Origin of the sequence: Blautia sp. AF14-40, assembly GCF_003479665.1 — a bacterium.
GTDB lineage: Bacteria > Bacillota > Clostridia > Lachnospirales > Lachnospiraceae > Fusicatenibacter > Fusicatenibacter saccharivorans.
This window is the reverse complement of sequence record NZ_QUHK01000008.1, coordinates 133,699-149,445: the sequence shown is the minus strand read 5'-3', so window position 1 is coordinate 149,445 and position 15,747 is coordinate 133,699. Positions and strand designations below refer to the sequence as shown.

10 protein-coding genes are annotated in these 15,747 nt (G+C 48.5%); 9 read left to right on the top strand and 1 reads right to left on the bottom strand.

Annotated elements, in window-relative coordinates; translation table 11 throughout:
* Positions 1 to 291 precede the first annotated feature (291 nt).
* Positions 292 to 2,046, top strand: coding sequence for a glycoside hydrolase family 13 protein (locus tag DWW13_RS08460; RefSeq protein WP_118600981.1), 1,755 nt, complete (start codon positions 292 to 294; stop codon positions 2,044 to 2,046).
* Positions 2,047 to 2,250: 204 nt separating this feature from the next.
* On the opposite strand, the gene DWW13_RS08455 is transcribed toward DWW13_RS08460, so the two are convergent.
* Positions 2,251 to 3,651, bottom strand: coding sequence for a sodium-dependent transporter (locus tag DWW13_RS08455; RefSeq protein WP_117508917.1), 1,401 nt, complete (start codon positions 3,649 to 3,651; stop codon positions 2,251 to 2,253).
* 190 nt (positions 3,652 to 3,841) lie between these two features.
* Here DWW13_RS08455 and DWW13_RS08450 point away from each other — a divergent pair, with 190 nt between their 5' ends.
* From DWW13_RS08450 to mutL, 8 genes are all read left to right on the top strand, one after another.
* A complete protein-coding gene (locus tag DWW13_RS08450) occupies positions 3,842 to 4,354 on the top strand; it encodes a MarR family winged helix-turn-helix transcriptional regulator (RefSeq protein ID WP_118600980.1) in 513 nt (170 codons plus the stop codon).
* Positions 4,344 to 6,074: an ABC transporter ATP-binding protein gene (locus DWW13_RS08445; RefSeq protein ID WP_118719835.1), complete on the top strand. Its 1,731-nt coding sequence runs from the start codon at positions 4,344 to 4,346 to the stop codon at positions 6,072 to 6,074. The genes DWW13_RS08450 and DWW13_RS08445 overlap by 11 nt, the downstream gene beginning before the upstream one ends.
* On the top strand, positions 6,074 to 7,708 hold the full coding sequence (locus DWW13_RS08440; protein ID WP_118600978.1) for an ABC transporter ATP-binding protein: 1,635 nt from the start codon (positions 6,074 to 6,076) through the stop codon (positions 7,706 to 7,708). The genes DWW13_RS08445 and DWW13_RS08440 overlap by 1 nt, the downstream gene beginning before the upstream one ends.
* 188 nt (positions 7,709 to 7,896) lie before the next feature.
* Positions 7,897 to 8,994 carry a hypothetical protein gene (locus DWW13_RS08435; protein WP_117508921.1) on the top strand — a complete coding sequence of 366 codons (1,098 nt, stop codon included), beginning with the start codon at positions 7,897 to 7,899 and terminating at the stop codon, positions 8,992 to 8,994.
* Positions 8,995 to 9,016: 22 nt separating this feature from the next.
* Positions 9,017 to 9,682: a hypothetical protein gene (locus DWW13_RS08430; RefSeq protein WP_055228134.1), complete on the top strand. Its 666-nt coding sequence runs from the start codon at positions 9,017 to 9,019 to the stop codon at positions 9,680 to 9,682.
* A gap of 18 nt (positions 9,683 to 9,700) precedes the next feature.
* Positions 9,701 to 10,468, top strand: coding sequence for a hypothetical protein (locus DWW13_RS08425; RefSeq protein WP_118600977.1), 768 nt, complete (start codon positions 9,701 to 9,703; stop codon positions 10,466 to 10,468).
* Between the two features lie 280 nt (positions 10,469 to 10,748).
* Positions 10,749 to 13,385: a DNA mismatch repair protein MutS gene (gene mutS / locus DWW13_RS08420; RefSeq protein ID WP_118719843.1), complete on the top strand. Its 2,637-nt coding sequence runs from the start codon at positions 10,749 to 10,751 to the stop codon at positions 13,383 to 13,385.
* 95 nt (positions 13,386 to 13,480) lie between these two features.
* On the top strand, positions 13,481 to 15,745 hold the full coding sequence (mutL, locus tag DWW13_RS08415) for a DNA mismatch repair endonuclease MutL (RefSeq protein WP_118719833.1): 2,265 nt from the start codon (positions 13,481 to 13,483) through the stop codon (positions 15,743 to 15,745).
* The last annotated feature ends 2 nt before the right edge of the window (positions 15,746 to 15,747 follow it).

Sequence of the window (15,747 nt, the reverse complement as noted above, 5' to 3'; positions counted from 1 at the left end):
GATAAGTTTGTGCAAAATTCGATATTTGCTCATTTATAGATCATAAGATAAAAAGCAATCAATACCTTGAAAAAGAAATGTTTCGTTAAGTTTCGAAGAAAGCATCCTGCACAAAAATCATCCTGAAAATTATCTGAATTTTACGAAAGCGCAGGGAAAAATGGAAATTGATTGACGAAGAAATAAAAAAGGCTTATAGTAAAGCTACGAAACAATACGAAACAAAAAAGTGATCGTGTTTCTTACAAGGATGCAAAAAACAGCTTTAGAGCTATGCGGGAGGAAAATGAGATGGAATTTAGTGGTGTATACCATAAAACTTCAGAACAGATGAGTTATGCCCTGGATGAGGACAGACTGATTGTCAATATCAAGACAGGATATGATGTAAAACAGGTTTTTATCCATTACGGAGATCCTTATGAAGCCGGAATTTTGGGCGGAAAAGAAAAGTGGATCGGAAAAAGAGAGGAAATGATATATAAAAAACGTCTGCCTTATCAGATCTGGTGGACAACAACGCTTCTTCCGGAATACAAAAGATGCAAATATTACTTTGAACTGCGGACGGAAAAGGAAGTCTGGTATTATTTTGAGGATGGTTTCCTGACAGAAGAACAGCTCCGGATGGATGGCCGTATGCAGCAGTGCTTTATTGTGCCCTGGATGAACCCGGCAGATATCAATCGCACACCGGCATGGGTAAACGAAACGATCTGGTATCAGATTTTCCCGGATCGGTTCTGCAACGGGACACCGGAAAAAAACGGAGATGATATCACACCCTGGAGAAATCACGGAACCGTAACAAACGAAGAAAAATTCGGAGGAAATCTGGAAGGGATCCGTCAGAGATTATCGTATCTGCAGGAACTTGGGATTACCGGTATTTATCTGAATCCGATCATGAAAGCAGAGTCCAACCACAAATATGACACGACCGATTATACAAAAATAGATCCGTTTTTTGGCGATGCGGATACAATGAAAGCGCTTTGCAAAGAAGCACATGAAAAAGGAATCCGCATTATGGTAGATGCAGTGTTTAATCATAGTGGAAGAAAATTTGAGCCGTGGATAGATATCCTGGAGCATGGAAAAGAGTCTCGTTATGCGGACTGGTTTATGGTAGAGGACTGGGAACAGGTTCAAAAAAGGGGAGACACCAGAGACCGACGGTTCTATTCCTTTGCATTTACAGACGGGATGCCAAAGCTGAATACAAACAACGAAGAGGTGATACAGTATTTCTGTAAAATCTGTGAGGACTGGGTACGGGAGTTTGATATCGACGGAATTCGTTTCGATGTAGGAAACGAAGTGGCGCACAGGTTCTTAAAGCGGATAAGAGAGCATTTAAAAACGATAAAGCCGGATATTTATCTTCTGGGGGAAATCTGGCATGATGCAAGCCAGTGGCTGCAGGGAGATGAATATGATTCTGTCATGAACTACCCGCTGCTGAGTGGAATCCATGATTTCTTTCTTGATAAAACAATGAAAAAAGAAGAATTTGAATATATGGTAAACCGTTGCTATACCATGTATATGCAGCAGAATAACGATGTACTTTTTAATCTCCTGGATTCCCACGATACCGAGAGGCTGATGAACCGTTTTCACGATCTGGACAAGTTCTACCAGCAGCTTGCAATCCTTTTTACGCTTCCGGGAAGCCCCTGTATTTATTATGGAACGGAGATCGCAATGGAAGGCGCTCATGATCCGGACTGCAGAAGATGTATGCCTTGGAGTGAAATTGAAAGCGAAGAGAATCAGAAAAAAATTGCAACGATGCGGAAACTGATCATGCTTCGAAGAAATGAAAAAGTGTGCAGAAGCCTGCATTTCCATTTTCCCAATGGCTATGAAAATGATCGGTGTGTAGAGTATATTAAACTAGACGAAGAGGGAAATAAAATCGAAGTTCTGCTCAACGCATCGGATGAGGAGATAAAAGTAAAAGGAGACGGGGAAGTACTTTTTGCCCGGGAATTTGATGGAGAGATACTTGGTGTAAATGGAACGTTAATTCGCAGGATGTAAGGGTTTCACCTGTTAGAAATATGTGCAGACAGGCACAAAAAAAGCATGTTTTCTGGAAAAGCCACCGGAAAACATGCTTTTTTGATCTCTTGACTCGCCAAAAACATAAGTAAGGAGCCATTTTTCGAAGGAAAATGAGCGGATTACGAATGTTTTTGAAGATTGCGTGAGTGCAAAGCACATAGCAATCTGGTATCGCAGTGATCAGACGTTTAAAATACCGAACGACTGCAGCAGCAGTGCGGCAAGGAGCACGGGTGCAATAAACTTCACCATGACGATATACAGCCTCTTTCGACCGAACTTATATCCTCCCAGCGTCACCTCATCGATGATGACCTGCGGCTTTACAACCCATCCGATCAGAATACAGGAGAGAAGTGCAACAAGCGGCATCAGAAGGTTATTGCTGATAAAATCCATGACATCCAGGATCTGAGCCGTTGCGCCATTTGGAAGCTTCAGTTCAAAATAAAGCGCATTGTAGCCGAGGCATACGATGATACCGACGAGACATGCATAAACGGTTACAATAACCGTGCTTTTCTTTCTGCTGATGTGAAATTTGTCGATCATACAGGAAACAATGGACTCCATGACCGATACGGAAGATGTAATGGCTGCAAAGGAGACCATAAGAAAGAAAATGGTTCCGATTACGCCGCCTGCTGCTCCCATGGACTGAAAGACCTTCGGCAGGGAGACAAACATCAGACCAGGGCCGGCGGACATACCCTCTGCTCCCATAAAGGTAAATACAGCAGGAACGATCATCAAACCGGCAAGCAGCGCAACGATGGTGTCAAAAATCTCAATCTGATTGATCGATTTCATCAGGTTTGTTTCTTTTTTTACGTAGGAACCGTAGGCAACCATGATACCCATCGCAACGCTGATCGAAAAGAAAAGCTGTCCGAGTGCATCGACAAAGACGGTGAAAAATTTCTGCGGCGTCATTCCTTTAAAATTTGGAACAAGATAAATTTTCATACCCTGCAGTCCCGTACGGACGACACCGTCTGCGTCGGTATGGGTCAGGGTCAGAGAAAAAACAGAAATTCCGATGATTAAAATCAGAAGGATCGGCATCAGAATTTTGCTGTAGTTTTCAATTCCCTTATTGACACCACGATATACAACGAATGCGGTAAGAAAAAGATAGATTCCCAACCACACAATCGGCTGCCATGTACCGGTAATATAGCCGGTAAAGTAACCATCCTCGGCAGCAGCAGTGCCATGTCCGGTGAGAAACACAGACAGATATTTTAATACCCAGCCGCCAATGGAGCAGTAGTAAGGCAGGATGACAACCGGCACGATACTGGCGAGAAGGCCAAGACCGTTCCAGCCCGGGTGAATCTTACCGTAAGCGACAAGCGGACTTTGTCCGGTTTTTCTTCCGATGGCAATATCAGTTGTCAGCAGGGTAAATCCAAAGGTCAGAGCCAGTACGATATAAACTAAAATAAAGGTTCCGCCTCCGTCTTTTGCGGCAAGATAAGGGAAACGCCAGATATTTCCCAGTCCAACCGCGCTTCCTGCAGCAGCAAGCACGAAGCCGATCGATCCGGTAAAGCTGCCGCGCGTATGTTTCTTTTCCATATAAGATACATCTCCTTATTGATAGACTGACTGTTTTTAACAGCCGAATACTTCTATTATAAAGTTCGGACGATACTTCGTCAACCAGAAGATCTATAGATTGACAAATTCGATTAGTTGTACTATCATCTAATTAGTTGTATATGCATCTATTTGAAACAGATCGAGAATGGACAGGAGGAACAGAAAAATGGATCCAACAGAACGGAAAATAACAAAAATAGCGCGGGAAGCCGGGAAATTTACGGTGCAGGCAATGAAAGAAGAAGGCATCGGTACGGCAGAATTTGACTTTATCCATCTGGTGCGCCATCATCCGGGCATCACCCAGACGGAAGTGCGCGAACAGTTAAAGATTGATAAAGGAGCCGCTGCAAGGCGCGCTGCAAGCCTTGAGACAAAGGGATATCTGATCCGGAAACCGAATCCGTGGGACGGCAGAAGCCAGCTTCTGTATGCTACGGAAAAAGCAGAATCCTTGAAAAATTCCAAAGCGGAAATTGAAACATTCTTTTACGAATGGCTGCTTGCAGAGCTTCCGGAAAAAGAGGCAGAGAGCTTCTGCGAAACACTGGACAAGCTGTACTGGAAATCGAAGAGAGAACGGCAGAATCATTTTGCGGAACTTTCAAAAATTTTAAGGGAAAAAGCAGATAAAACAATAAAAGCAACAGCAGAAGGAGGCAGCGGCGATGAAGGATGAATCCTTTCGCCCGAACCGGATGCTCTCTTACTTTCAGGAAGAATGGAAAATTCTCTTTTTTGTTACGGTTTCCGGTCTCATCTATAATCTGGGACTTCTTGCAGGCCCCTGGTTTGAGGGAAAAATGACAGGAAAGCTGGTTGATCTCCTCGGCGGCACAGGAACCTTCCACCAGATGCTGATGCTGGTCACGGCCTATGTCGTGAGTATTGGCATTGTGCAGGTTTCCCGCTATTTCAAACGGTTCTATGTCAGAAGATTTGCCAACAACGTCAACCGGCATATGAAGCAGATTCTTTACGGAACGCTGGTTCGCAAAAGCCGTTTGGAGCTGGAAGCGGAAGGTACCGGAAATATACTGACGAAGGCCATTCTCGATGTAGACGATTGCGTAGAAGGAATGCGGAAATTTACAACGGAAATCTTTGATACCGGTGTTGCTCTTCTCGCCTATGCGTGTATGCTGCTCTGGTACGACTGGCGCCTGGCTCTTCTCTGCATGATTTTCCCACCCATTTCCTACGTGATTGCCGAAAAGATGAAGGTCATGGTACAGAAAACGGGCGCTGCCTATAAGGTACAGTCGGGTGCATTAAGTGCTGCAACCCTGGACCGTGCGACAAATGCCATCACGTATCGTGTCTTTGGCTGTGAGGAGGACAGAAAGGCCGCTTATGAGGAGAATCTTTCGGCTTACGAATCTGCCGCTGTGCGCGCCAATATCTGGAACACAGCTATGCCGCCGATTTACCGTATGATCTCGATGACGAGCATTCTGTTTATCCTGTATTTTGGAGGCAGAAACGTCCTGCAGGAGGGATGGACACCGTGGAACATCGCCGTATTTACCACGTTTTTGTCCTGCTACACAAAGCTTGCCACCAAATCATCGAGCGCTGCGAAGCTTTTTAATGCGGTACATAAAGCGCAGGTTTCCTGGAAACGAATCAAACCTTTGCTGCAGAATTCCAAAACAGAACCGGAGCTTCCAGCCGCAGCGCCTGCAGAGCTTAACGTCGATCACCTGCATTTTGCCTATCCAAACGGAAAAGAGATCATCCATGACCTGTCGTTTCAAGCGTCTCCTGGCCAGATCATCGGTGTGACGGGACCTGTCGCATGCGGAAAGTCAACGCTTGGAAAGACTTTTCTCTGCGAGTCGCCGTATGAGGGAAGCATCACCTTCGGCGGAAAAGAACTTGGAAAAATGGAAAAAGCAGACCGGAACCGCATGGTCGGTTATCTTGGCCATGACCCGGAGCTGTTCCATGGAAGCGTGGAAGAGAATATCCGTCTCGGGGGAAAAGAGGGCGCAGAGGAGATGATCCGAGTCGTCTGCCTGGAAGATGAAGTGAAAGCAATGGAAAACGGAATCCATACCCTGGTCGGAACGGGCGGTGTCCGCCTCTCTGGTGGTCAGGCGCAGCGCCTTGCCCTTGCGCGAACCCTGTACCACAAACGGCCGGTTCTGGTTCTCGACGATCCGTTTTCGGCACTCGACAAAGAGACGGAAGTACAAATTTTTTTAAATTTAAAGGAGCTGGCAAAAGACTCTATTATAATCCTCATTTCCCATCGCCTCTATCTGTTCGACCAGATGGATCAGGTCATCTGGATGGATGAGTGCCATACGAAGGTCGGCACACATGAGGAACTCCTTGCAACGGTTCCGTCCTACGCAGAGCTCTGCAGCAATCAGACGAAGGGAGGCAGCTTTTGATGCAAAAGAAAGAATCTGTATTGCGGGTAATCAAAGAAACCGTTCGAAAACACGGCGTTTTATCAGCCGCACTTTTGGGAGTCGTCTGCGGTGCGGTTATTTTCGCACTGCTCCCGCCTCTTGTGCTGGCACAGCTGATTGACCTTTTGACAAAGAAGCATACCCTCTGGATGGAAGGAATTCTGCTGTATTTCGGACTTCTTGCCCTGACGGGTCTTCTGGAGTCGGCACGAGAGAGTCTTCTGACGGTATTCGGCCAGAAAATTACACATGCACTCCGAAGCAGTCTGATGGAAAAGTTCGGACGCCTTTCCGCCAACGAGCTGAACCGCCAGGAGCCGGGCGCTCTCGTATCAAGATTTGTCGGTGACGTCGACACAGTGGAAAACCTGTTTACCTCCGGGATCATCAGTATGTTTGCCGATGCGTGCAAAATCTTAAGCATTCTTGCCGTCATCTGGGTGACTAATCGTGGACTTACGATTGTTCTGATTATTTTACTCCCTGTTCTGTTCCTCTTTACCCGTTATGTTCAGAAAAACATGCTGGCCTCCCAGATTGCCAACCGCCGTGCAGTCAGCCGTGCTTCGGGTCACGTTCCAGAGACGCTGCACAACATCCGTACCATTCACTGTCTGCAGAAAGAGACGTATATGGAGCAGCAGTATGCGCACTATATTGATGACAGCTACAGCGCAATGGAGAAGACCAATTTTTACGATGCCGTCTATTCTCCGGTCATCCTGATTTTAAATGCCATTGTTGTTGCTGTTGTCATGCTGCTTTCGGCCTCCGGCAATCCGACCGTTTTAAAGCTGTTCTGCATGTCCGCCGGAACCGCCGTTGCTGTTATAAACTATATTTCCCAGATCTTTGCTCCGGTCGAAAGTCTTGGTATGGAAATCCAGACAATTCAGTCTGCGTTTGCCGGTATGGAAAGAATCAATGAATTTTACAGCCTGGAAGAGAAGAAAGAGCCGGCTGCGCTGACTGCAAATACAGATTACGGCATAGCGGCTGAGCTAAAAAATGTGACGTTTGGATATGACGAAAGCCAGGTCATCTTAAACGATGTAAGTCTGCAGATCAAAAAAGGCGAGCAGGTAACACTTTTGGGACGAACGGGTGCCGGAAAGAGTACTATTTTCAAACTGCTGCTCGGTTTATATGAGCCACAGAAAGGAATGGTTCTGATTTGGGGCGTTCCATCTGTCGATCTGCCGGATGCGAAGAAACGAAAGGTTTTCGGCTATGTGGAGCAATCGTTCCACATGGTGCCGGGATCGGTAAAAGACCAGATTACTTTGTATGATGCAAAGATTTCGGATACAGATGTAAAAAAAGCAGCAGAGCTGACCGGACTTGCAAAGACCATCGAGGCGCTTCCGGACCAATATGATACGATCTGTACACAGGATCTCTTCTCACAGGGTCAGTGGCAGCTCCTCTCGATTGCCCGTGCAGCCGCAGCGGAGCCTGAAATTCTGCTCCTCGATGAGATTACCGCAAACCTTGATGCAGAGACGGAAAAAATGGTATTAAATGCATTGCAAAGGGTTTCCAAAAACCGTACCGTAATTTCCATTTCCCACCGAACTATGGCAGAAACGGGACGCGTGATTCCAATTTCATAATTTCTTTTCGTTCATTAAATTTTTGAAACAAAGCGTGCCGGATGCATTCTGACAAAAAAAGATGCGCCGACACGCTTTCTTTGTCCCGCCAGGCAGAACAAAATAGAGCGGAGGAGCGAGTTTCAATTGACACAAAAAAGGGGAGCAAGTACAATAAAAGTAACGAAAAGAGAGGAGGCGGTATTCAGTTGAAAAAGAGAAAATGGAAATTCCGCATCGCAGGCGGCGCTGTCACGCTGCTTGGCATCTATCTGATGGCGGTCGGCTACGGAGAGACGATCACACTCACCATCGCCACGGTTGTCCTGATTTTCGGCATTGCCATCTGGTCCATGGCAACCCCGGAGAACTACAATTCCATGACGGATATGATTGCCATGATCTCCATGGAGAAGCCGCGGAAAATCGAAGAATTTTATGAGGCTTACAAGAACGTCGATACACCGTTCGGTTCTGCATGGCTTGCAAAATTCTACACGATGCGGCAGAAAGCACTCGTTTTCGGACCGGACGCCAAGGGAGAATATCTCTACTTCTGGCTGACTAAAGACGGTCATGTCGGTTATTTGGGATATTCCTTCATCGAAGGCTTTATCAAAAAGAAACTCACCACACCCGTGTATCCGATTCATGAAGATGTTGCAGAGAACCTCGCAGACCATCTAAGCTACCATTCCGATCTGATGATGTTCCAGAGCGAATTAAAAGCGAATCTGGAGCATTTCGTCAAAACCGGAACGGTACAGCCGTTTCAGAAGATTTCGGCGTCCCAGATTTACACTTTCACGGAGGATTACCGCCTGACGGGCCAGCATTTCGATCTGGAGGATACAGACGGAAACCTGGTTTACGAGATCGACAGCACCGTGCCGCTGAAAACATTTTATATCTACGATGCGATGCACACCGAAATCTTCCGTATGACGAAGGAACTGCTCCACGCGCTGCCGACGTACCGTTTTTATCTGTACGGCGAGCCGTATGGTGTGTTGAAAAAGCAGTTTGCACTCGTACGGGATCAGTTCTCGATGGAACTGCCGGAGGGAAAACTGGAACTCCGGGAATACGCTGGCTCCATCGGCCACAATTACTCGGTAAAACTGAACGGAACTATGATCGGCGCCATCGTCGACAATATGGATCTTACCGTCGGAAACATCATGTTCGACAATGCGTTTCTGATTGTCTACGATGCAAAATATCTGCCGCAGCTGACCGCACTCGCTGTGATGGCGGCAAGAGAACTGGCACGCGACAAGGACGGCGGTCTTTCCAATCGGTCCTGACAAAAGAAAGAGAGGGGAATCTATGAGAAAAACGACAAAATTGTTTTTGGGTTTTACAGCAGGACTTCTGCTTCTGTGCGGCTGCTCGGCGGCAGAAGAAAAGTTAGGGTATGAAAACGCGGATGTGGCAAAAGAAGCCCTTGCATCGGCTTCGTCCGTCCGCATGCGCTGTGATCTGGATAACGTTGACGCTTCGGGAAACATTTATGCGGATGAAAAGGCTGCCGCGTATATGAAAAACAGCGGTCTCTTTGATCAGACCTGGACGATCTCTATTTCCGGCGAAGAATGGTTCCATATGAAAATTGTGACGGACGAAGAAATCAATAAGATGACAAAATCCGCTACTACCTATGCATTCTATGATCCGGACAACAACCTGCTTGGCTATGCACAGGAGCGCGTGACGACACCGGATCAGATGCCGGAAGCGTATTACATTATTTTTCTCGATGCAGATCTGAACGAAAAACCATATTACGCATCAGAGGATGGACATACCATTTATACAGAGGGCGGAACGGTGATCGGTTCTGCGAAAAAAGAGATGGACTGGTCCGGTTCACAGTGCAATCTCTATGTGAACCTGGAGGATAACGGTACGCAGGTGATGGATTTCCAGGATAAATACGCCTTGCTCGATATGATGTACGATGAGGCAAATGAGTATTACAAAGATAACAAGTAAGGCGGAGGAAAAAGGCAGTTGAAAAAGAGAATATATACAGCCGCTGGTCTTTTTCTTGCCGCCGCTCTGGTGCTTGGCGGCTGCGGAAAAGAAAAAGTGCCGGAATCTGAGTTTGCAACTGCGGATGAGGCAAAAGAGGCGCTTACATCGGCAGAAACCATAGAAATCTACTTTGACCTGTATGGAAGTAAACGAAAGACGAAGATTGTGGCAGACGGAAAAGTGGCGGGCTATCTTCAGAAGAATACGGTCTATATCAACGAGGAGGAGTGGTTTTCGATTGACTATGTGGAGGATGAGCCCATCAATGACAGAGAAGGCTCCGGCACGACGTACGGCTATTACGACGCATCCGGTACGTGTCTTGGCTATGCGCAGGAGCAGTATGTGGATACCTCCTATGGAAAAGATACAAGACTGATTTTCCTTGATGTAGATGAAACGCCGCTCGATTACCAGAGTTCGAGAAGCGGCAGGATTCTGTATGATGAAAATGACGAGGAGATCGGCAGCGGAAAGATCGGGCGATCCGGGGTCAGTCTTCTTGACCAGTGGTACACGAATCTTTACTGTGCCGTCTTTAAGACCGAGACGGACGGCGCGCGGCAGATTGATTTCATGGACCGGATGGCGATGCTGTGGCGTCTGGAGCGCGATTACCGCTCAATTGACGACAATCCTGTCAACACCGGCGTGCAGATTTATGAAACGGTTGCCGTTGTTTTTGTGCTGATCCTGTTGATTGGTTCGTCTTTCTCAAAATGGAGACAAAAAAAGAAAAATTAAAGGGAATGCTCGCTTCCTGGACGGCTGGTTTTGAGAAAAAACCACTGGCAGGAAGGGGGCATTTTATACGCTTGTGAATCTTGCACAATTTCTGGTTTCATGCTAAAATTGTGCAGGTATAACGTTTGTTATACTTCTTATATTTATTTTTGAGAAAAGGTATGAAATACAAATGAACGATACAGAAACAAAAAACACAGCGGTAAAAGCGCCGGCACTGATGTCCACGCGGCCTGTGACAGCACAGGATGCGCTGGATCAGTGTGAGAAGCTTTCGCCTATGATGGTACATTATTGCCAGACGAAGACGGGCTTGACTGACCCGGCTAATACCATTTTGTTTTACCGCTTAGGTGATTTCTACGAAATGTTCTTCGAGGATGCCACCCTGGTATCCAAAGAACTTGAGCTTACGCTGACCGGAAAGGACTGCGGCATGGAGGAGCGCGCTCCGATGTGCGGTATCCCGTATCACGCTGCAGAAGGGTATATCAACCGTCTTGTAGAGAACGGCCATAAGGTTGCGATCTGCGAGCAGATGGAGGACCCGAAACAGGCAAAGGGCATGGTAAAGCGCGAAGTCATCCGCGTTGTCACACCGGGTACGACGCTGATCCCGCAGGGACTTGATGAGACGAAGAACAACTACATCATGTCGATCGTCTGCATGGAGGGATGCTTCGGTATCTCTACAGCAGATATCTCGACCGGCCAGTGCTTCGTCACGGAAATGGACAAGCCGCGCCGCCTTGTGGATGAGATCACGAAGTTTATGCCGGCGGAAATCATCTGCAATCAGTCGTTCCTGCTCTGCGGGATTGATGTGGAGGATCTCCGGACCCGCCTTCATATCTGCGTGAATGCATTGGAAGACTGGTATTTCGACGATGACATCTGCCGCCGTACACTGCAGGAACAGTTCCATGCTGCTACGATGGAAGGCCTTGGCATCGCCGATTACAACTGCGGAACAATTGCAGCCGGTGCGCTGTTCCAATATCTGCATGAGACACAGAAATCGGATCTGTCTCACATGAATTCGATTACACCGTATGTGACAGACAAATATATGCTGATCGACAGCTCCAGCCGCCGGAATCTGGAACTGGTGGAAACGCTGCGTGAGAAGCAGAAACGCGGCTCCCTGCTCTGGGTTCTCGACAAAACCCGCACGGCGATGGGCGCGCGTCTTCTGCGAAGCTACGTGGAGCAGCCATTGATCGACGAGGATGAAATCAATGCAAGACTCGATGCTGTAGAGGCTCTAACGGGGCAGGCGATGCTACGCGAGGAAATCCGTGAATACCTCCGCCCGGTCTATGACCTCGAACGTCTCGTCGGAAGAATCAGCTACCAGTCCGCGAATCCGCGTGACTTGATTGCCTTTAAATCATCGCTGCAGATGCTGCCTTACATCAAACAGCTTTTAAATTCGTTTGACGGCGGCGCTCTGGCACAGATTCAGGAGGAACTCGACCCGCTCGAGGACCTCTATCAGCTTGTCGATGCGGCAATCGTCGATGATCCGCCGTATCTGATGCGCGACGGCGGTATGATCAAGGACGGCTACAACGAGATGGTCGATAATTACCGTCACGCCAAGACTGAGGGAAAACAGTGGCTGAGTGAGCTGGAAGCAAGCGAACGCGAGAAAACCGGTATCAAAAATATGAAGGTCAAATACAACAAGGTATTCGGCTATTATCTGGAGGTTACAAACTCGTTTAAAGATCTCGTTCCGGATTACTATACGAGAAAACAGACCCTGACGAATGCGGAGCGCTACATTACCCCGCGCCTCAAGGAACTCGAGGATACGATTCTCGGTGCGGAGGATAAGCTGTATGCGCTGGAATACGATCTCTTCTGTACGGTGCGTGATACGGTTGCCGGTGAGGCAGAGCGGATTCAGCGCACGGCGCAGGCCCTCGCACGGCTTGATGTGTATGCATCGCTTTCCTACGTTGCCGAGCACAACCACTATGTGCGTCCGAAGCTGAACAGCCGCGGAAAGATTGATATCAAGGACGGCCGTCACCCAGTGGTCGAGAAGATGATTCCAAACGATATGTTTATCGCAAATGATACCCTGCTTGACAACGGTGACCACCGCGTTTCCGTCATCACCGGACCGAACATGGCCGGTAAATCGACGTATATGCGCCAGACGGCTCTCATTGTGCTGATGGCACAGATCGGTTCGTTTGTTCCGGCTTCGAAGGCAAACATCGGTATTGTGGATCGGATCTTTACCCGTGTCGGCGCATCCGATGACCTTGCAAGCGGCCAGAGTACATTTATGGTCGAAATGACGGAGGTGGCAAATATTTTACGGAATGCGACCGCGAACAGTCTTTTGATCCTTGATGAGATCGGACGGGGAACGAGTACGTTTGATGGTCTTTCGATTGCCTGGGCGGTCATCGAGCATGTGGCGAATCCGAAGCTGCTCGGTGCGAAAACGCTGTTTGCGACACATTACCACGAACTGACGGAGCTCGAAGGAAAGCTGCCGGGAGTACACAATTACTGTATCGCCGTCAAGGAAAAGGGAGACGATATTGTGTTCCTGCGTAAAATTGTACAGGGCGGTGCAGATAAGAGCTACGGGATCCAGGTGGCGCGCCTCGCAGGTGTGCCGGAGTCGGTGCTTTCCCGGGCCCAGGAGCTGGTGGAGCAGTTAAGTGATGCCGATATTACCGCAGCAGTCAAGGATCTGACAATGCAGAAGAAGCCAAAAGCAAAGCCGGTTCACTACGACGAGGTTGATATGGCGCAGATGTCACTGTTCGATACGGTACAGGATGACGATATCATTAAAGAACTCTCGGAGCTTGATATTTCGAATATGACACCGATGGATGCATTAAATACGCTGTACCGTTTCCAGGGAAAGGTAAAGAACCGCTGGAAATAAACCACGGTAAATGAAAATTTAACCGAATCAAGCAAGTCCCCTGCTTCCCTTGCGTGAAGCAATAAGCAGTTGGGTTGGGAACAGAAAGGATTAACATGGCTACCATAGCAGTACTGGATCAGAATACGATTGATAAAATTGCGGCCGGTGAGGTCGTAGAGCGGCCGGCCTCCGTGGTAAAAGAGCTGGTAGAAAACGCAATGGATGCCGGCGCAACGGCAATTACCGTGGAAATCCGCGATGGCGGTATTTCGCTGGTGCGGATCACGGACAATGGAAGCGGCATTCCGGCCGAACAGGTGCCGCTCGCTTTTCTGCGCCACGCGACGAGTAAGATCCGTTCCGTGGAAGAACTCGTGCAGATTGCATCTCTTGGCTTCCGCGGCGAGGCGCTCTCGAGTATCTCGGCGGTTGCGCAGGTCGAGATGATTACGAAAACGCCGGATGCGCTGACGGGAACGCGGTATGTGATTGAGGGCGGCGCGGAGAAGGCCAATGAGGAGGTCGGTGCCCCGACCGGAACAACCTTTCTGGTCCGGAATCTTTTTTACAACACGCCGGCTCGTCAGAAATTCTTAAAAACGCCGGTTACGGAGGCGAATGCGGTGACTTCCGTTGTGGAGCAGCTTGCGCTGTCGCACCCGGGGATTTCGTTTAAATATATGGTGAATTCACAGGTGAAGCTCCATACGAGCGGCAACCGGAATTTAAAAGAACTGGTCTATAATATCTACGGCCGCGACATCGCGAGGGAGCTGATCGAGATTCACTCGGAAAGCCCGCTGATGACGATCGACGGCTTTATCGGAAAACCGGTGATTTCAAGGGGAAACCGGAATTTTGAAAATTATTACGTGAATGGACGGTATGTGCGGAGCAAGCTGCTGGCCCGCGCGATCGAGGACGGATATCAGACATCGATGATGCAGCATAAATATCCGTTTACGCTGTTCTATGTCCAGATGGATGGAGAAGCAGTCGACGTCAATGTGCATCCGACGAAGATGGAACTGCGATTTTCCCATCAGGAGGAGATTTACCGCCAGATGCGTGATATGATCTCGGATGCCCTGAATCACAGGGAGCAGATTGTGAAGGTTTCGCTTTCTTCCGACAGGGAACGGAAAGCAGAGGAAAAAGCGGCACGGAAAGAACAGATTGTTGTTCCGGAACCGTTCGAGCAGAAACGGCAGGTAAAAGAAGGCTTTGCACGGCAGTCCCTTCCGGTGGAGCCGGTTTCCAGCCAGAGCAGAAGAATGCCGATTTTCCCGGAGGTGGAACGAAATGGATACCGCGCAGCGAAAACGTATGTGCCGGTTCAGCAGATGACGGGAATGACGCGGGAAGAGGAAGAACTGTTTGAGCCGGGTGCAGGAAACGTGCCAAAGACGGCAGATCATTCTGTGCAGACAGAAAAAACGGCGGTTCTGAGTTCAGCTGAAACTGCAGCAGAAATGCCAATGCAAAAGGAGACTGCTTTGCCGCAGACCTCTCAGACGTTTCTGAAACAAACAGAGACACCGAATCGTATGGCTGAATCACAGCAGGCAGCAGCGCGGAATAAGGATGTAAAAGCGTGGGATCAGCAGGAGAGCAGCAATGCGGAGCAGGAAGTTACAAATCCAGCAGGCAGCTCAAGCGTGGAAGCAATACAGCATCCGCAGGAGCCAGAGACGGTTCCGCAGACGCCTTCCATGCCGGAAGAACGTTCATCTGCATCCGCTTCGTCTGAGCCGGAAGGCCAGATGCAGCTCTTTGATGAGCAGTTTCTTACCCCGGAGGCAGAGAAATCGCACCGCATTATCGGCCAGGTTTTCGATACGTACTGGCTGATTCAGTACGGCGAGAATCTCTACATCATCGATCAGCATGCCGCACACGAGAAGGTGCTGTTTGAACGGATGATGAAGAATTACCGGGAAAAGAACGTCACATCCCAGATGGTGAGTCCTCCGTTGATCGTCTCCTTAACGCCGCAGGAAGCAGATCTTGTGACCCGTTACATGGATGTCTTCCAGTCCTTCGGCTATGAAATTTCCCCGTTCGGCGGAAAGGACTATGCGATCAACGCTGTGCCGCACAATCTGTACGGCATTGCGACAGAAGAACTGTTTATCGAGATTCTTGACAATCTCGAGGAGGTCCGCGAAAAGCCGCTGGAGATCTTAAAAGACCGTCTGGCGACCATGTCGTGCAAGGCCGCTGTCAAGGGGAACAACCATCTTTCCTATGCGGAGGCGGAACAGCTGATTGCCGAGCTTTTGACGCTCGAAGATCCGTACCACTGCCCGCACGGCCGCCCGACGATCATTTCCCTCTCGAAGCGGGAACTGGAAAAGAAATTTAAGAGAATTGTGTAGGT

What these genes read in the sequence shown, in the direction of transcription:
- DWW13_RS08440 (WP_118600978.1), top strand. Translation starts at nt 6,074, where the DNA reads ATGCAAAAGAAAGAATCTGTATTGCGGGTAATCAAAGAAACCGTTCGA.
- DWW13_RS08430 (WP_055228134.1), top strand. Translation starts at nt 9,017, where the DNA reads ATGAGAAAAACGACAAAATTGTTTTTGGGTTTTACAGCAGGACTTCTG.
- DWW13_RS08450 (WP_118600980.1), top strand. Translation starts at nt 3,842, where the DNA reads ATGGATCCAACAGAACGGAAAATAACAAAAATAGCGCGGGAAGCCGGG.
- DWW13_RS08460 (WP_118600981.1), top strand. Translation starts at nt 292, where the DNA reads ATGGAATTTAGTGGTGTATACCATAAAACTTCAGAACAGATGAGTTAT.
- mutS (WP_118719843.1), top strand. Translation starts at nt 10,749, where the DNA reads ATGATGGTACATTATTGCCAGACGAAGACGGGCTTGACTGACCCGGCT.
- DWW13_RS08455 (WP_117508917.1), bottom strand. Translation starts at nt 3,651, where the DNA reads ATGGAAAAGAAACATACGCGCGGCAGCTTTACCGGATCGATCGGCTTC.
- mutL (WP_118719833.1), top strand. Translation starts at nt 13,481, where the DNA reads ATGGCTACCATAGCAGTACTGGATCAGAATACGATTGATAAAATTGCG.
- DWW13_RS08445 (WP_118719835.1), top strand. Translation starts at nt 4,344, where the DNA reads ATGAAGGATGAATCCTTTCGCCCGAACCGGATGCTCTCTTACTTTCAG.